Origin of the sequence: Jeotgalibacillus proteolyticus, assembly GCF_050107735.1 — a bacterium.
GTDB classification, from domain to species: Bacteria; Bacillota; Bacilli; order Bacillales; family Jeotgalibacillaceae; genus Jeotgalibacillus; species Jeotgalibacillus proteolyticus_A.
This window is the reverse complement of record NZ_JBNILO010000001.1, coordinates 204,220-220,791: the sequence shown is the minus strand read 5'-3', so window position 1 is coordinate 220,791 and position 16,572 is coordinate 204,220. Positions and strand designations below refer to the sequence as shown.

The 16,572-nt window shown below is 39.2% G+C and carries 19 protein-coding genes; 5 read left to right on the top strand and 14 right to left on the bottom strand.

All coding sequences use genetic code 11. The features are described 5' to 3' along the window. Positions 1–30 precede the first annotated feature (30 nt). The 3 genes from ACQCT8_RS01225 (at position 31) to ACQCT8_RS01215 (ending at position 2,355) form a co-directional block, all read left to right on the top strand. The gene (locus ACQCT8_RS01225; RefSeq protein ID WP_426867872.1) at positions 31–621 is read left to right on the top strand and encodes a TetR/AcrR family transcriptional regulator; all 591 of its coding nucleotides are present in this window, start codon (positions 31–33) and stop codon (positions 619–621) included. 36 nt (positions 622–657) lie between these two features. Then, complete coding sequence (locus tag ACQCT8_RS01220; RefSeq protein ID WP_426867871.1) at positions 658–1,800, top strand: DUF418 domain-containing protein; 1,143 nt, start codon at positions 658–660, stop codon at positions 1,798–1,800. 93 nt (positions 1,801–1,893) lie between these two features. Beyond that, positions 1,894–2,355 carry a GNAT family N-acetyltransferase gene (locus tag ACQCT8_RS01215; protein WP_426867870.1) on the top strand — a complete coding sequence of 154 codons (462 nt, stop codon included), beginning with the start codon at positions 1,894–1,896 and terminating at the stop codon, positions 2,353–2,355. A 151-nt stretch (positions 2,356–2,506) separates the two neighbouring features. Here the strand turns inward: ACQCT8_RS01215 and ACQCT8_RS01210 are convergent, their stop codons facing one another. The 6 genes from ACQCT8_RS01210 to ACQCT8_RS01185 all read right to left on the bottom strand — a co-directional run bounded on the left by ACQCT8_RS01210 (position 2,507) and on the right by ACQCT8_RS01185 (position 6,829). After that, positions 2,507–2,884 carry a VOC family protein gene (locus tag ACQCT8_RS01210; protein ID WP_426867869.1) on the bottom strand — a complete coding sequence of 126 codons (378 nt, stop codon included), beginning with the start codon at positions 2,882–2,884 and terminating at the stop codon, positions 2,507–2,509. A 51-nt stretch (positions 2,885–2,935) separates the two neighbouring features. Beyond that, entirely contained in the window at positions 2,936–3,154 is a 219-nt protein-coding gene (locus ACQCT8_RS01205; protein ID WP_426867868.1) for a DUF3951 domain-containing protein, read from the bottom strand. 97 nt (positions 3,155–3,251) lie between these two features. Beyond that, positions 3,252–3,656, bottom strand: coding sequence for a type VII toxin-antitoxin system HepT family RNase toxin (gene hepT / locus ACQCT8_RS01200; protein ID WP_426867867.1), 405 nt, complete (start codon positions 3,654–3,656; stop codon positions 3,252–3,254). 40 nt (positions 3,657–3,696) lie between these two features. Continuing rightward, entirely contained in the window at positions 3,697–4,404 is a 708-nt protein-coding gene (locus ACQCT8_RS01195) for a class I SAM-dependent methyltransferase (RefSeq protein ID WP_426867866.1), read from the bottom strand. Positions 4,405–4,562: 158 nt separating this feature from the next. Then, positions 4,563–5,789: an MFS transporter gene (locus ACQCT8_RS01190; RefSeq protein ID WP_426867865.1), complete on the bottom strand. Its 1,227-nt coding sequence runs from the start codon at positions 5,787–5,789 to the stop codon at positions 4,563–4,565. Further along, on the bottom strand, positions 5,786–6,829 hold the full coding sequence (locus ACQCT8_RS01185) for an ArsR/SmtB family transcription factor (protein ID WP_426867864.1): 1,044 nt from the start codon (positions 6,827–6,829) through the stop codon (positions 5,786–5,788). Before ACQCT8_RS01185 ends, ACQCT8_RS01190 begins: the two co-directional genes overlap by 4 nt. A gap of 1,873 nt (positions 6,830–8,702) precedes the next feature. Between ACQCT8_RS01185 and ACQCT8_RS01180 the strand changes: the two genes are divergently transcribed. Both ACQCT8_RS01180 and ACQCT8_RS01175 read left to right on the top strand, forming a co-directional pair. Next, positions 8,703–9,239, top strand: coding sequence for a TetR/AcrR family transcriptional regulator (locus ACQCT8_RS01180; RefSeq protein WP_426867863.1), 537 nt, complete (start codon positions 8,703–8,705; stop codon positions 9,237–9,239). A 76-nt stretch (positions 9,240–9,315) separates the two neighbouring features. Then, complete coding sequence (locus ACQCT8_RS01175; protein WP_426867862.1) at positions 9,316–10,431, top strand: MFS transporter; 1,116 nt, start codon at positions 9,316–9,318, stop codon at positions 10,429–10,431. A gap of 51 nt (positions 10,432–10,482) precedes the next feature. Here the strand turns inward: ACQCT8_RS01175 and ACQCT8_RS01170 are convergent, their stop codons facing one another. The 8 genes from ACQCT8_RS01170 to ACQCT8_RS01135 all read right to left on the bottom strand — a co-directional run bounded on the left by ACQCT8_RS01170 (position 10,483) and on the right by ACQCT8_RS01135 (position 16,570). Continuing rightward, positions 10,483–10,857, bottom strand: coding sequence for a VOC family protein (locus ACQCT8_RS01170; RefSeq protein ID WP_426867861.1), 375 nt, complete (start codon positions 10,855–10,857; stop codon positions 10,483–10,485). Between the two features lie 25 nt (positions 10,858–10,882). Continuing rightward, positions 10,883–11,680 carry a phosphotransferase gene (locus ACQCT8_RS01165; RefSeq protein ID WP_426867860.1) on the bottom strand — a complete coding sequence of 266 codons (798 nt, stop codon included), beginning with the start codon at positions 11,678–11,680 and terminating at the stop codon, positions 10,883–10,885. 82 nt (positions 11,681–11,762) lie between these two features. Next, a complete protein-coding gene (locus ACQCT8_RS01160; protein WP_426867859.1) occupies positions 11,763–12,053 on the bottom strand; it encodes a hypothetical protein in 291 nt (96 codons plus the stop codon). Between the two features lie 77 nt (positions 12,054–12,130). Beyond that, positions 12,131–12,694 carry a chloramphenicol phosphotransferase CPT family protein gene (locus ACQCT8_RS01155; protein WP_426867858.1) on the bottom strand — a complete coding sequence of 188 codons (564 nt, stop codon included), beginning with the start codon at positions 12,692–12,694 and terminating at the stop codon, positions 12,131–12,133. Positions 12,695–12,854: 160 nt separating this feature from the next. After that, positions 12,855–13,103 (bottom strand): DUF3977 family protein, encoded by a 249-nt coding sequence (locus ACQCT8_RS01150; RefSeq protein WP_426867857.1) that lies wholly within the window; start codon positions 13,101–13,103, stop codon positions 12,855–12,857. A 68-nt stretch (positions 13,104–13,171) separates the two neighbouring features. Beyond that, positions 13,172–13,591, bottom strand: coding sequence for an NUDIX hydrolase (locus ACQCT8_RS01145; RefSeq protein ID WP_426867856.1), 420 nt, complete (start codon positions 13,589–13,591; stop codon positions 13,172–13,174). A 39-nt stretch (positions 13,592–13,630) separates the two neighbouring features. Then, the gene (locus ACQCT8_RS01140) at positions 13,631–14,191 is read right to left on the bottom strand and encodes a GNAT family N-acetyltransferase (RefSeq protein WP_426867855.1); all 561 of its coding nucleotides are present in this window, start codon (positions 14,189–14,191) and stop codon (positions 13,631–13,633) included. Positions 14,192–14,635: 444 nt separating this feature from the next. Continuing rightward, positions 14,636–16,570 (bottom strand): beta-galactosidase, encoded by a 1,935-nt coding sequence (locus ACQCT8_RS01135; RefSeq protein WP_426867854.1) that lies wholly within the window; start codon positions 16,568–16,570, stop codon positions 14,636–14,638. Positions 16,571–16,572: the final 2 nt, after the last annotated feature.

Genomic DNA, 16,572 nt, shown 5'->3' with positions numbered 1-16,572 from the left:
CGCGAGACGCGTCTCTGGTATACTAGGTCTATGCCAAAAAAAGTAGATCACACTCAACGTAAAAAACAAATCGCTGAAGCTGCCTTTCAAGTCATTTTAAATGATGGGATCGAAGGAGCTTCTGCACGTAGAATTGCTGCGCAAGCCGGGCTTTCTCTCGGTGCACTGCGCCACTACTTTCAAACACAGGATGAGCTCCTGCACTTTGCAATGGAGGAAGTAAAGGCCGGCGTCGGGGAAAGAATGCAAGCGATTATAAACCAGCCAATTCCCCTTTTAGACAAAACTGTCGCTTTACTGCTTGAGCTTATCCCATTAAATGATCAATCCAAAGTAGAAATGGAGGTATGGTTAGCTTTTACGGTTTATGCCCGTCATAAGCCAGGCTTCGCTCTTCATGATGACCAGATTTACGCCATTATTCTGCACCTTCTTCATCATTTAGATGAATCGAAACTGTTAAAAGATGAAATTGACAAAGAGCTTGAGGCTGAGAAGCTATATGCTCTGACAGACGGGCTTGCCCTTCACGCTTTACTTGACCCTTCCCGCCTGAATCTGGACATGATCCAGAACGTTATTCGAAGTCAGGTTCAAGGGATCTGTCATCCCAATACCTAAGCTAGACCCTCTCGCGGACAGGATGAGGAGAAAGGAATGAACCAATCAAAACGGATAAGATTACTTGATATACTTCGCGGATTTGCTATTATCGGAACACTCGGAACGAATATATGGCTTTTTGCTCAGCCAGGAGATTTTCTTTCTTTACTGTCATCAGATGGCTGGCTGAACAATTTAGAAGCATTCTTTGCTGCTATTCAAACGGTACTGATCAATGGCAAGCTGCTTGGTTTGCTTACGATTATGTTTGGAATAGGCTTAGAGCTAAAATACCGAAAAGCTCAAAGAGACAAATTGCCGTGGCTTCCCTTCTATAGTTGGACGATGGCCCTTCTTTTTCTAGATGGACTGCTGCATTACTTTTTCGTGTTTGAATACGACGTTTTAATGAGCTACGCTTTTACTGGTATCATCGTAGCTTTTCTCCTGTCAAGATATGAAGGTTCGTTGAATTTTTGGTTGAAAGTTTCTGCTGTTATTCATATTATCGGCGTTTCCATCGTTTCCTTCCTTTGGATGTTCATTCTTCGTGATGATGCGCTCCTTGCTGAAATCGCAGCCGGGTTCAGCGAAGTGGAAGATCTCTATACAACCGGGACTTATGTTGAACAACTTTCCTATCGTATGGGTGATTTTATCAGCTTACGACTTGAAGCTATTGCCATCATCTTCATGAATATCACCCTTTATATTGCCGGCATTCGACTCTTTAGACACGGGGGTTTTGATGACAATGAAAAAGGAAAACGCATACGAAAGCGTTTGTTGCGATGGGGACTTGGTTTGGGGATTCCGTTAAATATGCTGCTTCTTGTCCCAGGAGGATTATTTGACTTACCTGTACGTTATTTGTTTGCTCCTATTCTATCTTTAGGTTATATTGGTCTGCTGGCTTTCATTCTTGAACGCGGCTGGTGGAAATGGCTCCTGGCACGCTTTGAAACGATTGGAAAAGCAGCTTTAAGCTGTTACGTTTTGCAAAACATTGCCGCCTCCCTCCTGTTTTACAGCTGGGGACTCGGACTTGCACCAATCCATAATGTGTATGCTATTTACGCCGCCTGGATCGGCATCAGCATTGGGATGATGGCTGCAGCTCACCTGTTTGTTAAATACATGGGAACCGGTCCGCTTGAGTGGGTGTGGAGGAAGGTTTCTTATATGCCTTTTAAGTAGGGTGAACTAAATTTATTGAATAATTTTGTGAAAAAATGCATTTAAACCAACGGGGATGGATAGCTCAAGAAAACATATAAGGGGTGAGATTAAATGAATATTAGACTTGCTGAAGCAAAAGATATTAATCAATTAATTAAAATGAGATGGGATAATACCATTGAGTTTGATGAGAGCAAAAAAGATGAGTCCTATGAGGGATTTGAAAGAGAATGTCAAACGTTCTTAGAAAATGCATTGAATAGTAGTCAGTGGTTTATATGGGTTGCTGAGGATAAGGGAAGAATTATATCTCATATTTACATAGAATTAATACAAAAAGTTCCAAGACCTGGCAGGGTTACTCATCCATTTGTATATATGACCAACGTATACACCATTCCAGAATATCGAAAGGGAGGCGTTGGAAGTAGAGTGCTAAGTACAATAAACGATTGGATAAGAGAGAATAAATTTGAATTTGTAATTGTATGGCCGAGTGATGAAGCTGGTGATTTTTACAAGAAAAATGGTTACGTTTATTGTACTGAGCCAATGGAATACTTTCCTTCTTGAAATCTTGTATTTTCTAAATAAGAGCCGTAAAAGGTCGTTATTTGTAGGAGACATAAAAACCAAACGGTACTTCAGGTCTTTGGAGGATAAAGACCTTTCCTCCAACTGACTTTGTTCCGTTGTCTTTTTTTAAGAAGTTTCTACACAACGATTAATCAGAAGTAATTCTTAAAAAATATCCATCCGGGTCAGCAATTTTAAATCCTCTCATATCCCATGGGTATTTTTCAACCTCCACTTCAATTGGATAACTATGATCGAGGCATCGCTGGTACACTTCTTCTAATTTTTCTACCACAATAATTAACTCAAAGCCGTTTCCTCTCTTATCATTTTTGGCACTGCGTTTAAAATAATGGTTATGATCTAAAAGAGTGTCAGAAGTGATGAGTAATGAAAAACAATCATAATTAAAGCGTGCAGAACGCTCATTCCTTCCATAAAGTTCTAATCCGATTATATCTTGATAAAATTTGATGGATTCTTCGATATCCTTTGTGTATAGTTCCACTCTAAAAAGTACAGTCATAATAATCGCTCCTTTGGTAATTTTCGACTTCTTTTATACTAGAGAGTTGGGCTATCTATTTTTATCGTCTCCTTCTTTTACTACTTCTACTTGTTCATCTTCCTTACGCTCCTCATGGAATTCGTTGTGATCCTGTCCAGAAATGTAATCAAAAGGGGTATAAAAGTTAGTTGGGGTTGCCTTTCTTACAAACATTTTAAATGCCACTATTAAAACAACAAGACAAATTAATACTAATAGAGCAGACATCAAAGCAGCAAAAATATACATTTTAAAACCTCCCAAAAATAAGAAGTAGGAAGATGGTAAAGCATTTTTCCTTTCATTAATAAAATGAGGTGATATCTCACTATGTCATTATCAATTATTAATAAGTCAAAATTGTTTTCGTGTACTCCATAAAGTCAACAAGACGATCCTCAATTACATTCTGCAAGATAACAAGATTCATTTTCTGGTAGTCATGAACGGCTGTTTTTTGGAAGACGACCATTGCTTTCATTTTTTGACTAAGTGAGGAGGTGATGACCTCTTCCTTTTCAAGAAAAGTAAACGCATCAGAACGACTTTGAGGTAAGCCAAGCCTCTTCTCAGCTATAATATGCATGGCTATGCCAATGCTAGCTTCACAAGCTCTTTGGAGATTTAAAATGATGGAATCCTGCTTTGTAATATTGTTCAGATTTGCCGGCTGATTATCGTATACTTCTCGAATCCGGTGAAGGCAGCGCTCAATGATACTGAATTTATTTAAAATAATTTCATTCCTCATTTATTACCGACCCACTTTCTTCGATCTCATCTTGATGGTATCAACCCTTGTTTTTAAGCTGCATTAAACTAACCCATAAAAAGTCTTCACCAAATAATTCATCTGGTTGAGTTATCTTTTTCATTGTCCTGAAATTAACTATATTGAAGTCATTTACAAACACTTCTTTCAATCGTTCTTCTGTGTAACCTATTCCTCCATTTAAGCTGCCTTTTTTGTATACTTCCCAATCCGGTGTATCTAAGGCTCCATCAGTATTAAAGCAAACAATTCCGAAGTATCCATCTTTTTCCAATGCTTTTTTCAGCATTTCAAGATAGGTTAATCTCCGATGTGGTGCTAAATGGTGAAACAGCCCACAATCATAAATAAAGTCATAGGAGCGTGGCTTAAACTCGAAGTCAAATAAGGAAATACAATGAAAGTCTATCTTGACTTCCTCTTCTTTAGCTCTTTCTTTAGCCCATTCAATTGCATTATATGAAAGATCCAGGGCATCTACCTTACAGCCTTTCTTAGCCATATAAACAGCATTCCTGCCCGGTCCGCATCCTATTTCCAAGACTCTTTCAGGTGCCAGCCCGTTAGTAAAATACTCTACAAGATTCTCATCAGGACCCTTATTTTTAAAAAACGGAATATCTTTCGTTCTATCCATATAAAAATCATCCCAAAATACCTCTGACTCTCTTAGGAATCCATCCAACATTTCATTCAAGTCTTGATAATTCAGGATTGCCTTTTTCAAGTAGATCCCCCCTTAGTAAAAGTAATCTCTCTAACTATTTTACTAAAGTTTCCATTCCAGATGTTAAATAGTCGTTATTTTCATTTGTTAAAATTGAATATTCAGTTAAAAACGCCCACTACTTGGCTTCATTTTTTACTTATACTTAACCGTGTACATCAACTAGTTTTTTGTTTGTTATTTGCAAGTAAGCGGCTTTCTGATCGTAATAAAGTAGAAAAGAGATAATACAATCCAGGTAATACAATTGCTGCCCCGACAATCATATATATATGACGTGTACTTAGTCCTAAAAACGTTGAGGAAGCAAACAATATTCCCAGCGGCATTGTCACTCGAAGGAAAAGTAATCGAACTGCACTTAGTTGTGTCAAACGATCTCTAGGCGATTCCCGTTGAAAAATGGCAGCACTCTGGGCATTAAATAACGGAAACAACATGCCCCCAAACAATTCACACAACCAGGCAAGAGGAATTGAATGCACAAAAAACAAAAATACAAATGAGAGGCCGCCACCGATCAAACCCAGGTACATGGTTTCATATGTTTTTGGTAATCTAGTCAGAAGGATCATACCGAGCGCATATCCAACTGGAAAAGCTCCTGAAAAAACGGCGTATTCCCAAGATTGCCCATTAAGTTCTCCACGTATAAAGGGGACACTCAATACTAACGTGGCACCAACTGCAAACTGTACCGTTGAAGAAAGAATAGTGAGTCGTAAAAGATGCGGATATTTAAAGAATGCCCTATAGCCTTCCTGCATTTCTGCCCACCAAAATTTCTTCGTCCAAGTTGCCGCTTTCTTTGTACCTAGTAGAGGGATTCGTGACAGTGCGAGATAACTTGCGAGAAACATTAAGGATGAAAAACCATAAATGAAGTGCATAGGACTTATTAAAAGGAATAAGGAAGTGACACCTGGTGCAATAAAGCTCATAAGTCGAATCGTTCCATCCAATAAGCCGTTAGCATCCACCAGCTCTTCCTCTTTACAAATTTCCGGTAAAATTGAAAATGAAAGACTTGCATAAATGGGTTGCATTAACCCTAATAAGCATTGTAAAACAATTAACCACAATATGATTCCTAACTCGGAACCAATAAAATAACCAAACAGCGGCAGCAGGTAAGCGCCCGCTCGAATTAATTGTATATTTTTAAGCATCTTTTCTTTCACTACATGATTCAAAAATGGAGCACTTATGCCTTGCAAAACTAAGGACGGAATAAAATAAACCAGCCAAAGTGCCCCCATCCATTCCCTTGATCCCGTTAATTCATAAAGCAATAATCCATTAATGATTGCCCCGGCAGCTCCACCAAATTCAGAAATGATTTCACCTGCCCAAAGTGCTTTAAAAGATTTTGAAAATCTTTTCATTTTTTCACTCCAAGATATTGGGTAAGCCTCTCTGAGAAAGAATTAATTTGAGCATAATTTACTGAATAAATGCCTTTTTCAACTTGAACAAACTTTGCAGCTTTTAATAACGAGAGTTGATGATGGAGCGTAGTTTTAGAGGTATTAAACTGTACGCTCAATTCTTGGAGTGATAATGGTCCCTTTACTAATTGATATAGCAATTTTAAACGAAGTTCATCCCCTAAAGCTTTATGACCACTCACCAATCCTGTTGGAGGAATTCCTGGTTCTGTTAAATACTCTTCTTTCAAAGGATAAAAAAAGATCTTCGTGTCAGGAGTGCGTTTTTCTAAAAGCCACGGTCGGTATGATACATGTGGAATCATTTTGACAGTCCAAACAGACGGTTCAGGGTGATATTTTACTCCGCCAGTCACTTTTTCAATTTGTTCAATCGGTTTTGTCAGATCCAGTGAGCGATTTTGTTTTTGCTCAAATTCAAGTGCTTGAGTCCACTTTTCCCATTCTTGTCGCTTACTTATCCAGTTGTACCATCCTTCTATTGTATTGACGGAAAGATCACAAATTTTCTGATATGAATATTGGCCAAGACTACGTATATATCCTCCTAAAAATTCGTGACCCTCAAAATACGAAGAGTACTTTTCAAAAGATTGACTTTCATTATATCGTTGAGCTGTTTCTTTTCTGACCGGCTCAATATCTCGGCTTTTATAAGGTAGAAGGATCTCATAAAAGCAGTCAATCGCAAGTTCTGTAAGCCCGTTCGAAAATTCTTGAATTGTAGAAGCAGAAAGCCTATTTTGAAGCATAATTAAACCATGCCAAAAATTAGTTTCCGTAATTTCATGAAGATTCTCTATTAAAGAACTAGGCATGGAATCCTTGTTAAATGACCAATTTTTATCCATATCAAATGTGTGTCTTAGTTGTTCATGCGTGTACCCAGAAATGCCAAGAATCACTTCCCAAACCGGCGACCAATCTACTTCTAAAGATATCGTTTCAGGTGTTTCAGGGTTAAAAAGCTGCTTCAAATTAAGGACCTCCTCAAAGTATGTTAAGTTAATTCTATAATAACAGAATTATTAATTCAATTTATTTCGAATTATATGATGGACTTACAAAGTTTTGTACATATGTTAATAATGTTTCCCTTTTTTATGGTCAAAAAAAAGCATTCCTTATAAAAGAATGCTCACCGTTTCTTGGCAAAGTAACCGTTAAAGGTTACTCCTCTTCCACAATAATTTCACTGGCAAATCTATTATTAATCTTATTATTCCCCCTTTATCAATCACCCATAAATACACGATAGGGTCTTGTACTTTGCTTAGAAATTCGTTTAAATCCTCAAATTTTTCAACTTCTCCACTAAATTTAGTGTCATCATCAATTAGAACCTGGTATGTTGGATAGGATGCTTCAGGATCAATACCGTCTTCTGCAACGATGATGCTATTATCGTTTACTTCAAGGATTGTCCCCTGGAAGTCAGCGTTGTACTTATTGTCATCTTCACGACTACAGCCAAGTAGTAAAAGAAATAACAGTGACAGGATACTTTAATATATTCTTTTTCATACTAATCTCCTTGTGAACTATTGCTGGATAAAGTATTAAGCTTTCTAATTCTCTTCAGAAAAATACATATCCGCATAATACTCGATCTCCTTATCCTTTCGTATAACAGACACTATTTTCTCAACAGCTCCAGGAGACAAAACCTCTGTTTCATTGAAATGGTTCGCAACGTTGGCTGCTAATTGTTTAAATTCCAGTATTGGACTTTGAAGCAGTTTTAGCAGCTGTTGTTCAATGAAATATTCATTTCCTTTTGGGTTTTCATATAAGCGAAATAGCAAGAAACCTGAGACTATGATAATAAAACCTCTATTATTGTTGCTCCAGTCAAGTAATAAACAGGATAGATTGGAATGAAGTATTCACTTAAAAAGTAAGCCAACCCTTGACCAGATATTCATAACACGGCAGCCAGTAAGAATATGTTTCTTCAACAACGGGACCCTCTTCCTTATAAAAATCCATTTTTCGGACAATGGATGTACCTTGTCAGCAAGACATTAGTGTTAGCGATGTGATCTGTCTGTTGAACGCATTTCCATATTAATAGTTTAAATATATCAAATTTTGAAAAATATAGTTTGATTTATATATGTATAGGATAAATATGTATTGTTCGACAAGTATGGTTAAGGAGTTCTGTCTGTATTATAGAATGGTAAATATTATACTTAGGGTCAATATACTCAAGACCCAGTTGTACATTTTAACCAGAAAGGTATAGATAACTTTAATTTAGTCTTTTTCCCCTATTACAAACAATTCTCCTGTGGTTTTAAAAACACTATAAAGATCCTTCTAGGGAGTGAACGATGAGTGTATAAGAATAAACAAAATAAAATTCCAGTGATTTTTGCCGTTATTTCATCAGTAATCACGAGTATCATTCTTCACTATTCATCAGCCCCTCCTATTCAAACTTTTGGTTATGTACTTGTTTTTGCCGCATTGATTCCATACCTAATTTATCGGACATTCTTCTACCGTAAATGGAAAAAACAAGATGAATAGGTACTTGGATTGAAATAAATACTTTAAAATGCCGTCATTAGTATACCGGTTTTTTTGTGGAACCCATTAAACACTTCAAATGTCTAACTGAAAAATCCAATTCAAGATGATTGGACAGACTCTGATCTTAATTCTCCGACTTACATCGTTCCAGACTCTTGTTATCAATTGCTCTATGGCTCCCATCTAGGATAAATGATACACATATTCTATTAATGCCATTTTATGCCCAAGTTACAATTGCCTCTCTCGTTTGAAACCATTAGTTGAATATGTTAATTTTAGAGTGATCATTCTATCTAAGGTGGTTAGCTGATGAGCAAAAAGAGACAGGATTTAGTCGAGCGTGCTGAAGCGCTTTTTTATGAAAATGGATTTCATGCGATTGGTCTTAAGCGGATTGTAGGGGAAGCAGGCGTTGCTTTGATGACGCTGTATAATCATTTTGATTCGAAGGAAGATCTGATTTTAGAGGTGCTGAATCAGCGGGGGGAAAGATATTTTTCCTATATGGATGAGGCTGTTTCAAAAGGAAAAGCTGAGGACGCAACTTCCATCGCCCGTTTATTGGCTGACTCACATATTCGCTGGCTGCGCTCTGAAGGCAGCAATGGCTGTATGTTTTTACGCGCAAAGGAAGAGTATTCATTTGAGAATCAACAAATTGTGAAACAGGTTGTTGCGCATAAAGAGTCGCTGCGATCCTTTTTCCTCACACATGGCATGACGGAAAAGAAGGCTTTGCAGCTGGCCATGCTGTTTGAAGGAGCGACTGCTTTAGCTGAAGTGCATGATCTGGACGACGTTGCGAATGAATTTACAGATCTGGTTCGTATGCTGTTTAAAGAGTAAGCTGATGAAATTGCTTATTCTTTTTTTTGAAGCGAAAGTATAATGATCGTTCTATCTATTAAAGGAGGTTACCCTTATGTGGAGATTTGTATTGCCGGGAATTGCGATGATTGGTGTCACATTTGCATTTGCCCGTTTTAGCTTTGGATTATTTCTGCCCCCCATCTCTGAAACATTGAATCTATCGGAAAGCAATGCCGGATTTGTCGGCTCGACTGCTTATGCAGCCTATTGTTTAGCGCTGTTGACTTCCTCTTATTTTATTCAGAAATGGGGTCAATTCCGAGTCGTTCAATTTGCCGGCTTAAGCGTGATTATCGGTTTATTGGGCATCGCCTTTTCACCTAACTTTTATGCGTTGGCATGCAGCACGTTTATCGCCGGGCTTGGGAGCGGCTGGGCGTCTCCTGCCTATGCTCAAGTGGCAACAGAATCATTTACGAATAAGGATCAGGACAGAGGCAATACCTGGATGAACAGCGGAACAAGCTTTGGTCTTGTGGTGACCTCTCCCATCGCTCTCCTTTTTACTGACCAATGGCGGCTCGCCTTTATTCTTTTTGCGGTTATCGCACTTGCTGTAACGGTTTGGAATATGCGGGTTCTCCCATCAAAGAGGCCTGAATCTGTCCCCACAGAAAAGCCGAAGTCGTTTTCTTTTGTTAAACAGGCAAAATTTTTACTGGCAGCTTCTTTTGTGATCGGTCTCAGTTCTTCCATTTTTTGGACGTTTTCAAGAAGCTACTTAACCTCCGTGCATGAAATGAGTGAAGGAGAAAGTGTCCTCTTTTGGGTCGTGATGGGCCTGGCAGGGATCATTGGCGGAGCTGCGGGCGGCTTGATCCAGAAGGCAGGCTTAGGTTCCTCTTATCGTTTGACGCTTTTGATGATGATGCTTGGCGTTACGGGCATTACTATTCCGAATTCGGTAAGCATCTACTTTTCTGCCGCTTTATTTGGCGCTGCTTATATCCTGATGACGGGCATTTTCATCGTGTGGGCATCGCGGATCTTTCCCAATCTCCCATCGATGGGCGTTAGTTTATCCTTTTTATTCTTAGGAATTGGGCAATCCCTTGGCTCATCCGTTGCAGGCGGCATCATCCAGGCTGTTTCGTACCCTTTCAGCTTTCTATTATTTGCCCTAATTGGACTTGTTGGATTGTTTGTTCGAGTGAAGCATTCTCATTGAAAAAACTCTGTCATCGCACAGAGTTTTTTTACTCATATATCCTATAAATCCCTACCAATGCACTTGAAGTTTATTGCCATCCGGATCAGTAAAGTGGAAATAGGCATGTCCTTTATCTTCTATTATATCCTCCACCTTTACTCCATTTTCTTTAAGGTGCTGATGAAATTGGGTCAAATTCGGACTTGTAAAGCCAATCATAAAGGCTGGTTCATTTTGAATGGTAAAATGGGCAAATGTTTCATCATCTGTTGGCACTAAGATAAGTAAGAAAGATCCCTCATTTAGTTTTAAAATCGCATATGGATCTTCCGTTATGCTGACTAACTGCAGCCCTAAAACATCGCTATACCATTGTGCAGATTTTTCTAAGTCTCTGACCGGAATTCTTATGTAATGTACTTGTTCAATAAATGATTTTGCCATGTTCACCACTCCTTTAGTCGTTTTGTTATATCCACTCTTTCCCATGCTTACGAATGAATGCAAGATCCTTTTGATAATGTTCATAATGTCCTTCATCGATCATTTTTTGAAACGCCGGATCTCCCTCTTTGGCTTTCCTTTGCATGGTTTTGCATACACCTTCGACCCGCAGCAATACCATCTCTAAAAACCCTTCTTCCATACCATCCATCCCGTAGGAATCAAAAAACAGCTTCACCCTTTGTTTGACTCGCGCAGCATCCTTTTCTTGCTCATAATAAACAGCTTCGCCTTTCTCAGAATGATGAAGTCTGCTTAACGGGACGCATGTATATAAGGTGTAGGCTATATCCCAAAGCCTGGGCCCGGGTGCTGCAAGATCAAAATCAATTATCCCGACCGGCTGTTCGTGATTAAAAATAATATTGTAAATAGCAAAATCGTTGTGGCAAAGCACTTCAAATGGTTGAGGCGTGTTGTCTATAGGCTGCTGGGTTTCATCAACGGGAAAATCACTTACAGCATCGTGATAGTCTCTGAGCATTTTTGCAATCCTTTTAAGCACATCATCAGACCACATATATTTTTCCAAAGGATAATTACCCGCTTCGCCCTCAATAAAGGACAAAATCTCTCTATTTCTATCATCTATGCCTAAAAACTTCGGTGAATAGCTGAACCCTTTGTTCTCCAAATGCGTTAAGACCTTGTGGACTTCCTCACTGTTTTCCTTTATGTCCCGCCGCACTGTACCGCCTAAACGGTAGACATTTGATACGTTTCCGCCGGATAGTAGTTCTTCCTTTTCGGGCTGATTGCTCATTTTATTTCCTCCCTGTTTATACAAAAATATAAGAAATGGGAATTTTCTTCTATCGTTTTTCTATCAAAAAATGACTTCTATCTTATCTAAATACTAGATAAAAATAGACAAATAGGTACACCAAAAAAAGCCCTGTTATGAGTTTGCCATTGGGTCGATAGCGCTCTATAAGTTTTTCTGCAAGTACGCCGCCAATAAATAATAGCGCTGCGGCGGGTAAAAAAACGATCATTTTAAACCATTCAGGCTTATTTAATTCATCCGTATAAGACAAGAGACGCATGAATATCGAGGTGGCGACAAATATGATATAGAATCCATGGAGTGGGTCAATCTTCTTTTCTTTATTATCTTTTTCAACCGCTGTCTTCATACCAGAAACCACCTGCCTTTCTCGGAACATGAAATCTATGATCCTACCGGAAATTTATAGCTGTGAGAATTAAAAATTTAATTCATCCTATCCCATGATGACTCGAATTTTTCAAGTGATTTTTTAAATCCTACTAATGGAGTAATACTTTCCAATCGGTCCACAATTTCTTTTGCACATTCTATCATCGAGTTGGTGCTTGTATTAATTTCGACATCGTAAAATTCTTGCTGATGGACAAAATTGAGCTGAGAAATTGCTTGTCCAATCCGGCGGTCTTCTCTGTATTGTTCTCTACGTTTTAGTTCGTCGACAGGACAATGAACTCCAACAAAAAATATTGGGTAATTATTAAGAGCACTATAAAAGTTTTTTAATGTTAGAGGATCATGGAGAATTTGATCGAGTATTAAATTAATCCCTCGATCTGAGAACATTGCGACGTTTCTATAATAAAAATATTCTGTTTCAACCGGTATTAGCCGCTCATTATCTCTATCTTCCATTTTTTCTATGACCAAATCATAATCATCTACGCTAAAAGCAAAAAAGTCAGGTAGTAACTTCGTTATTTCCTTTGCTAACGTTGATTTTCCTGAACTTGATACACCATTTAGAACAATAATCATTCCCTTTTCCACGAAAACACACTCCAATAACCTCAGGTATAGAATTACATTCTCTAAAGTTCAATAATAAAGTGTATATTTCCTGCTTATGTAAGTAAGCTGATTTCCCTTTAATTCAGGATGTAATGACAAACATTCGAAGAACGTCGGCTCCCGTTCATCTGTAATCATTTCATGGTCCTTCACACGTGCTTATTCCGAAAATGAATTTAAAATCGTTCCGCTTTTTCTTATGACGTTTAAACCCCTCTTTTGAATCTGCGATTAGAACTGTTTTTCCAATCCACATTCTGATATACATAGAATTGAAATTTATGGGTCCCTTTATTCCTTTCTCTTCATATTCCGTCCCATCTTCAAACTCTGTTTCAGTTCTTATCAGCCATGTATTGCCTATTCCAAACTCAATGTATTTTTTCATCCTCTGACACCTATTCATTCACTATTTTCAATTTCCATTCTTGAGATTGCCAGTTAACTAAAGAAGATTCAATTGAAAATACAATTCAAATAATCTCCATGTCCCCTGATCAGTTCAACCTCATCCCCAGATGAAATCCAGAAGAAACGAAATGTTAGTCCTTCTTCTTCCCCACCACCTGTTGGTTTATAGTCCCATTCATCCCCTGCATTTGACACAGATAGTTTATAGAAAAACCGGTTATGTATGGTACCATCACCGTTCTCCCACAGATCTTCACCAAGCAGCTCTTCAACTTGAACGTTTCTTAACCCTGTTTCTTCTTCAATTTCTCGTATCACAGCATGACGAGTGGACTCTTCCGCCTTGACAGTTCCCTTTGGTATTTGAATGCCCGCTTGAGGGATGGGGTGCTGAAAGACTAACACCTGTGTTTTGCCTTCTTTTAATCGAGTTACGTAGCCATAGGCTTTTCTTATTGGGATCATGTCTGTTTCTCCTCGCACTAATAAGTCATTTTGGGAGCTTTAGTTTAATAGATCAAAATCTTTTTTGAGAATTCCATAATGAACAAGGTCTATGTATTTGCCTTCTTTGACGACATGTTCCTTCAGGACACCTTCTTTTTTCATGCCGATTTTTTCAATTACTTTTCCTGAAGCAGCGTCCGAATCAAAGTATCGTGCAAATACTTTATTGTAGTTCTTCTCCATAAAAGCGAATTCGAGCATCCCTTTAGCCGCTTCGGTAGCATAGCCATTTCCCCAATAGGCTTCCCCGACCCAGTAAGCCATTTCTCCATTTTTAAATGTGGGATTGTTGGATAATGCAATCGCGCCAAGCAATGTTCCTGTCACTTTATCTGTAATCGCAAGTTCGTATGATTTGTTTTCATTGAAATGGTCAAGATGATGTTTTATCCAGGATAATGCGTCCTCTTGATCATATGGATAGGGCAGGTACAGTGTATTGATATACAAATTGTAGTTATGGCAAAGATTCGCAACTTCCGGAGCATCTTTTTCGTTGAACAGACGAAGAAGCAGCCTCTTCGTTTCGATTGTTTTTTCTTTTTCTTTGTATATCATTCTTTTCCCCATTTCACGCTATTGCATAATATGAAACTGTAATTCACCCTATAATAAATTTACAAATTCACCTTCGTCGCAGACCGATATTTTCCCGGTACAGAAATGCCTTCAATCAGATAATTCCTCATACCCATCGTCAATTCCTCCATTTTTTTACATCATTTTATCTATCACCTTACAAAACTTAGTCCTGGATCCAATTGATTTACACATAAGTACTGAGTAAGCGCAGCAAAAAAAAAACAGACCCGGAGGAATCCGAATCTGTGCTATTGTAATGCTCCGCTTCTTTCTCTTACCAGGAGAGTGGTTGGCAGCATAACGTGGCATCATCATTCATGACCCTGGAAACGTCGCCATGGACAATCCTGCTTTTACCGCTATATCTTTTAACGTCGCCATTTACAACCACCTGCCTGCTTCAACTCCCTGCGATCATCCCTATTCTTTAAGCTTGATTACTTTTGACTCAAATGGAGCGAGGTTTTCCCCACATACCTTTTGACTTGAACCGGTGTGATTCATTAGGAAAAGATGCTCATTACGCTTAACAGCCTCTGTTCCTTCCGGTGTTTCGATATGCCAGATGCCATGATGTTCAATTATGTCTAACGCTAATGGTTCAAGGATAGACTCATTTAATCCTGTTGCCAGGTAGTACACACGGCCCTCGCCCGTCCGGTTGACTGTAAGTGCAGCTTTTTCATCATAAAATTTATCACTATACTGCCAAAGCACTTCTGCTCCTTTAGGCGTCACCAGGTCTCTCCAGACAGTGCCGCTGCTTGTATGACCGGACTGATCTTTGACAGGTACAGATTGATGAGCTGCAAGAGCTTCTGTTTCATAGATTTCAATGCCCGCCAGTTCTGCTACAGGCCCTGGCAGTGTTTGTTTAAAATGAATATTGTTATCCCGATCCTTTAGTCCTGCCCGGAAGGAAAACAGGATGGTCCCTCCAGCTTGGGCAAAGTTATGCAGCTTTTTGGAGAGTTCGTCATCTATAATCTGCATAACTGGAACGAGTAAAACTTTGTATGATTCAAATGACCGGTCTGCCGGAATTACGTCAATAGAGGCATTATGTTTGTAAAATGGCGCATACAGCCTTAGCAGTTCTGCATTAAAGTCAAAGCTTGAACTCTGCACCTGGGCCTTCCATGACCAGATATTGTCGTAGTCATACAAAACAGCGATATCAGAATGAATTTTTTTATTTAACACTTCTTCATACGGCTGGATTTCGCTAAAGAGTGATTGCACTTCTTTAAACTTTCGGCCATACCGGTTATCCTGATCAACCACACCGAAGCAAAATTGTTCTGCCCCTTTCGTCATCCCTCTCCACCTGAAATAAAGCATATTGGTACAGCCATGTGCGAATGCCTGATAAGACCACATCTTTGCCTGGCCGGGTCTTGGCAAATATCCAATAACGTTATGCCCCTGCGCACCCATTAGTTCTTCTACGATCCAGTAATTCTGGTCTTTTAATCCTCTGTTAAAATCATGCGTCATGGCAATTCCTGCAGGAGCAATCGGCTCTGTCAGTCCGCCCCAGACCGGATAATTATCATAGGAGACAAAATCCATTGGCCGAACGTTTTCAGCATGGTCGAATGCTTTATCAAAAAATCCGCCGGAGACGTTGGTGGTGACCGGCTGATGTTCTCCGGCAAAGTCACGCGTAATGTCTGTCATTTTATGAGTAAACTGATTGACAGACTGAGAACGGAATCGTGTGTAATCAAGTTTTAAAGAAGGATTGTGTGTGGTTACAGTTGGAACAGGCATCGGAATTTCTGAGAAGCTGTTGTACGTCTGGCCCCAGAAGATCGTGCCCCACCGCTGATTCAGCGCATCCGTTGTTTGATATTTTTCTTTAAGGAACTGATGGAAGCCACTGTGGCACTGTTCACAAAAACACCAGTCACTGCCTTCATGGCCAAACTCGTTATCAATCTGCCAGACAACGACTGCAGGCTCATCTGCATAGTGTTTGACTACTTCTTCCGTTATCTTTGCAGCATACTTGTTATAGTCGGGCGAGTTAAAACAGTATTGTCTTCTTCCGCCAAAAGCCCGCACCTGTCCATATTCATTTTGGGATAGGATCGACGGATGCTTCGCCGCAAGCCAGGCGGGGAAAGTGGCAGTGGGTGTGCCGAACATAACGGACAACTCTCTTTTTTTTGCTTCTTCGATCACTTTATCAAAGAATGAGAAATCAAATCTGCCCTCTTCAGGCTCCATTAAATGCCAGGCAAATTCCCCGATTCTGATCATGTTAGCACCAAGCTCCTTGATGCCATCCAGATCTTTTTCAAGCATTTCTTCCGGCCAATGTTCCGGGTAATAATCGACTCCTACGTACACAC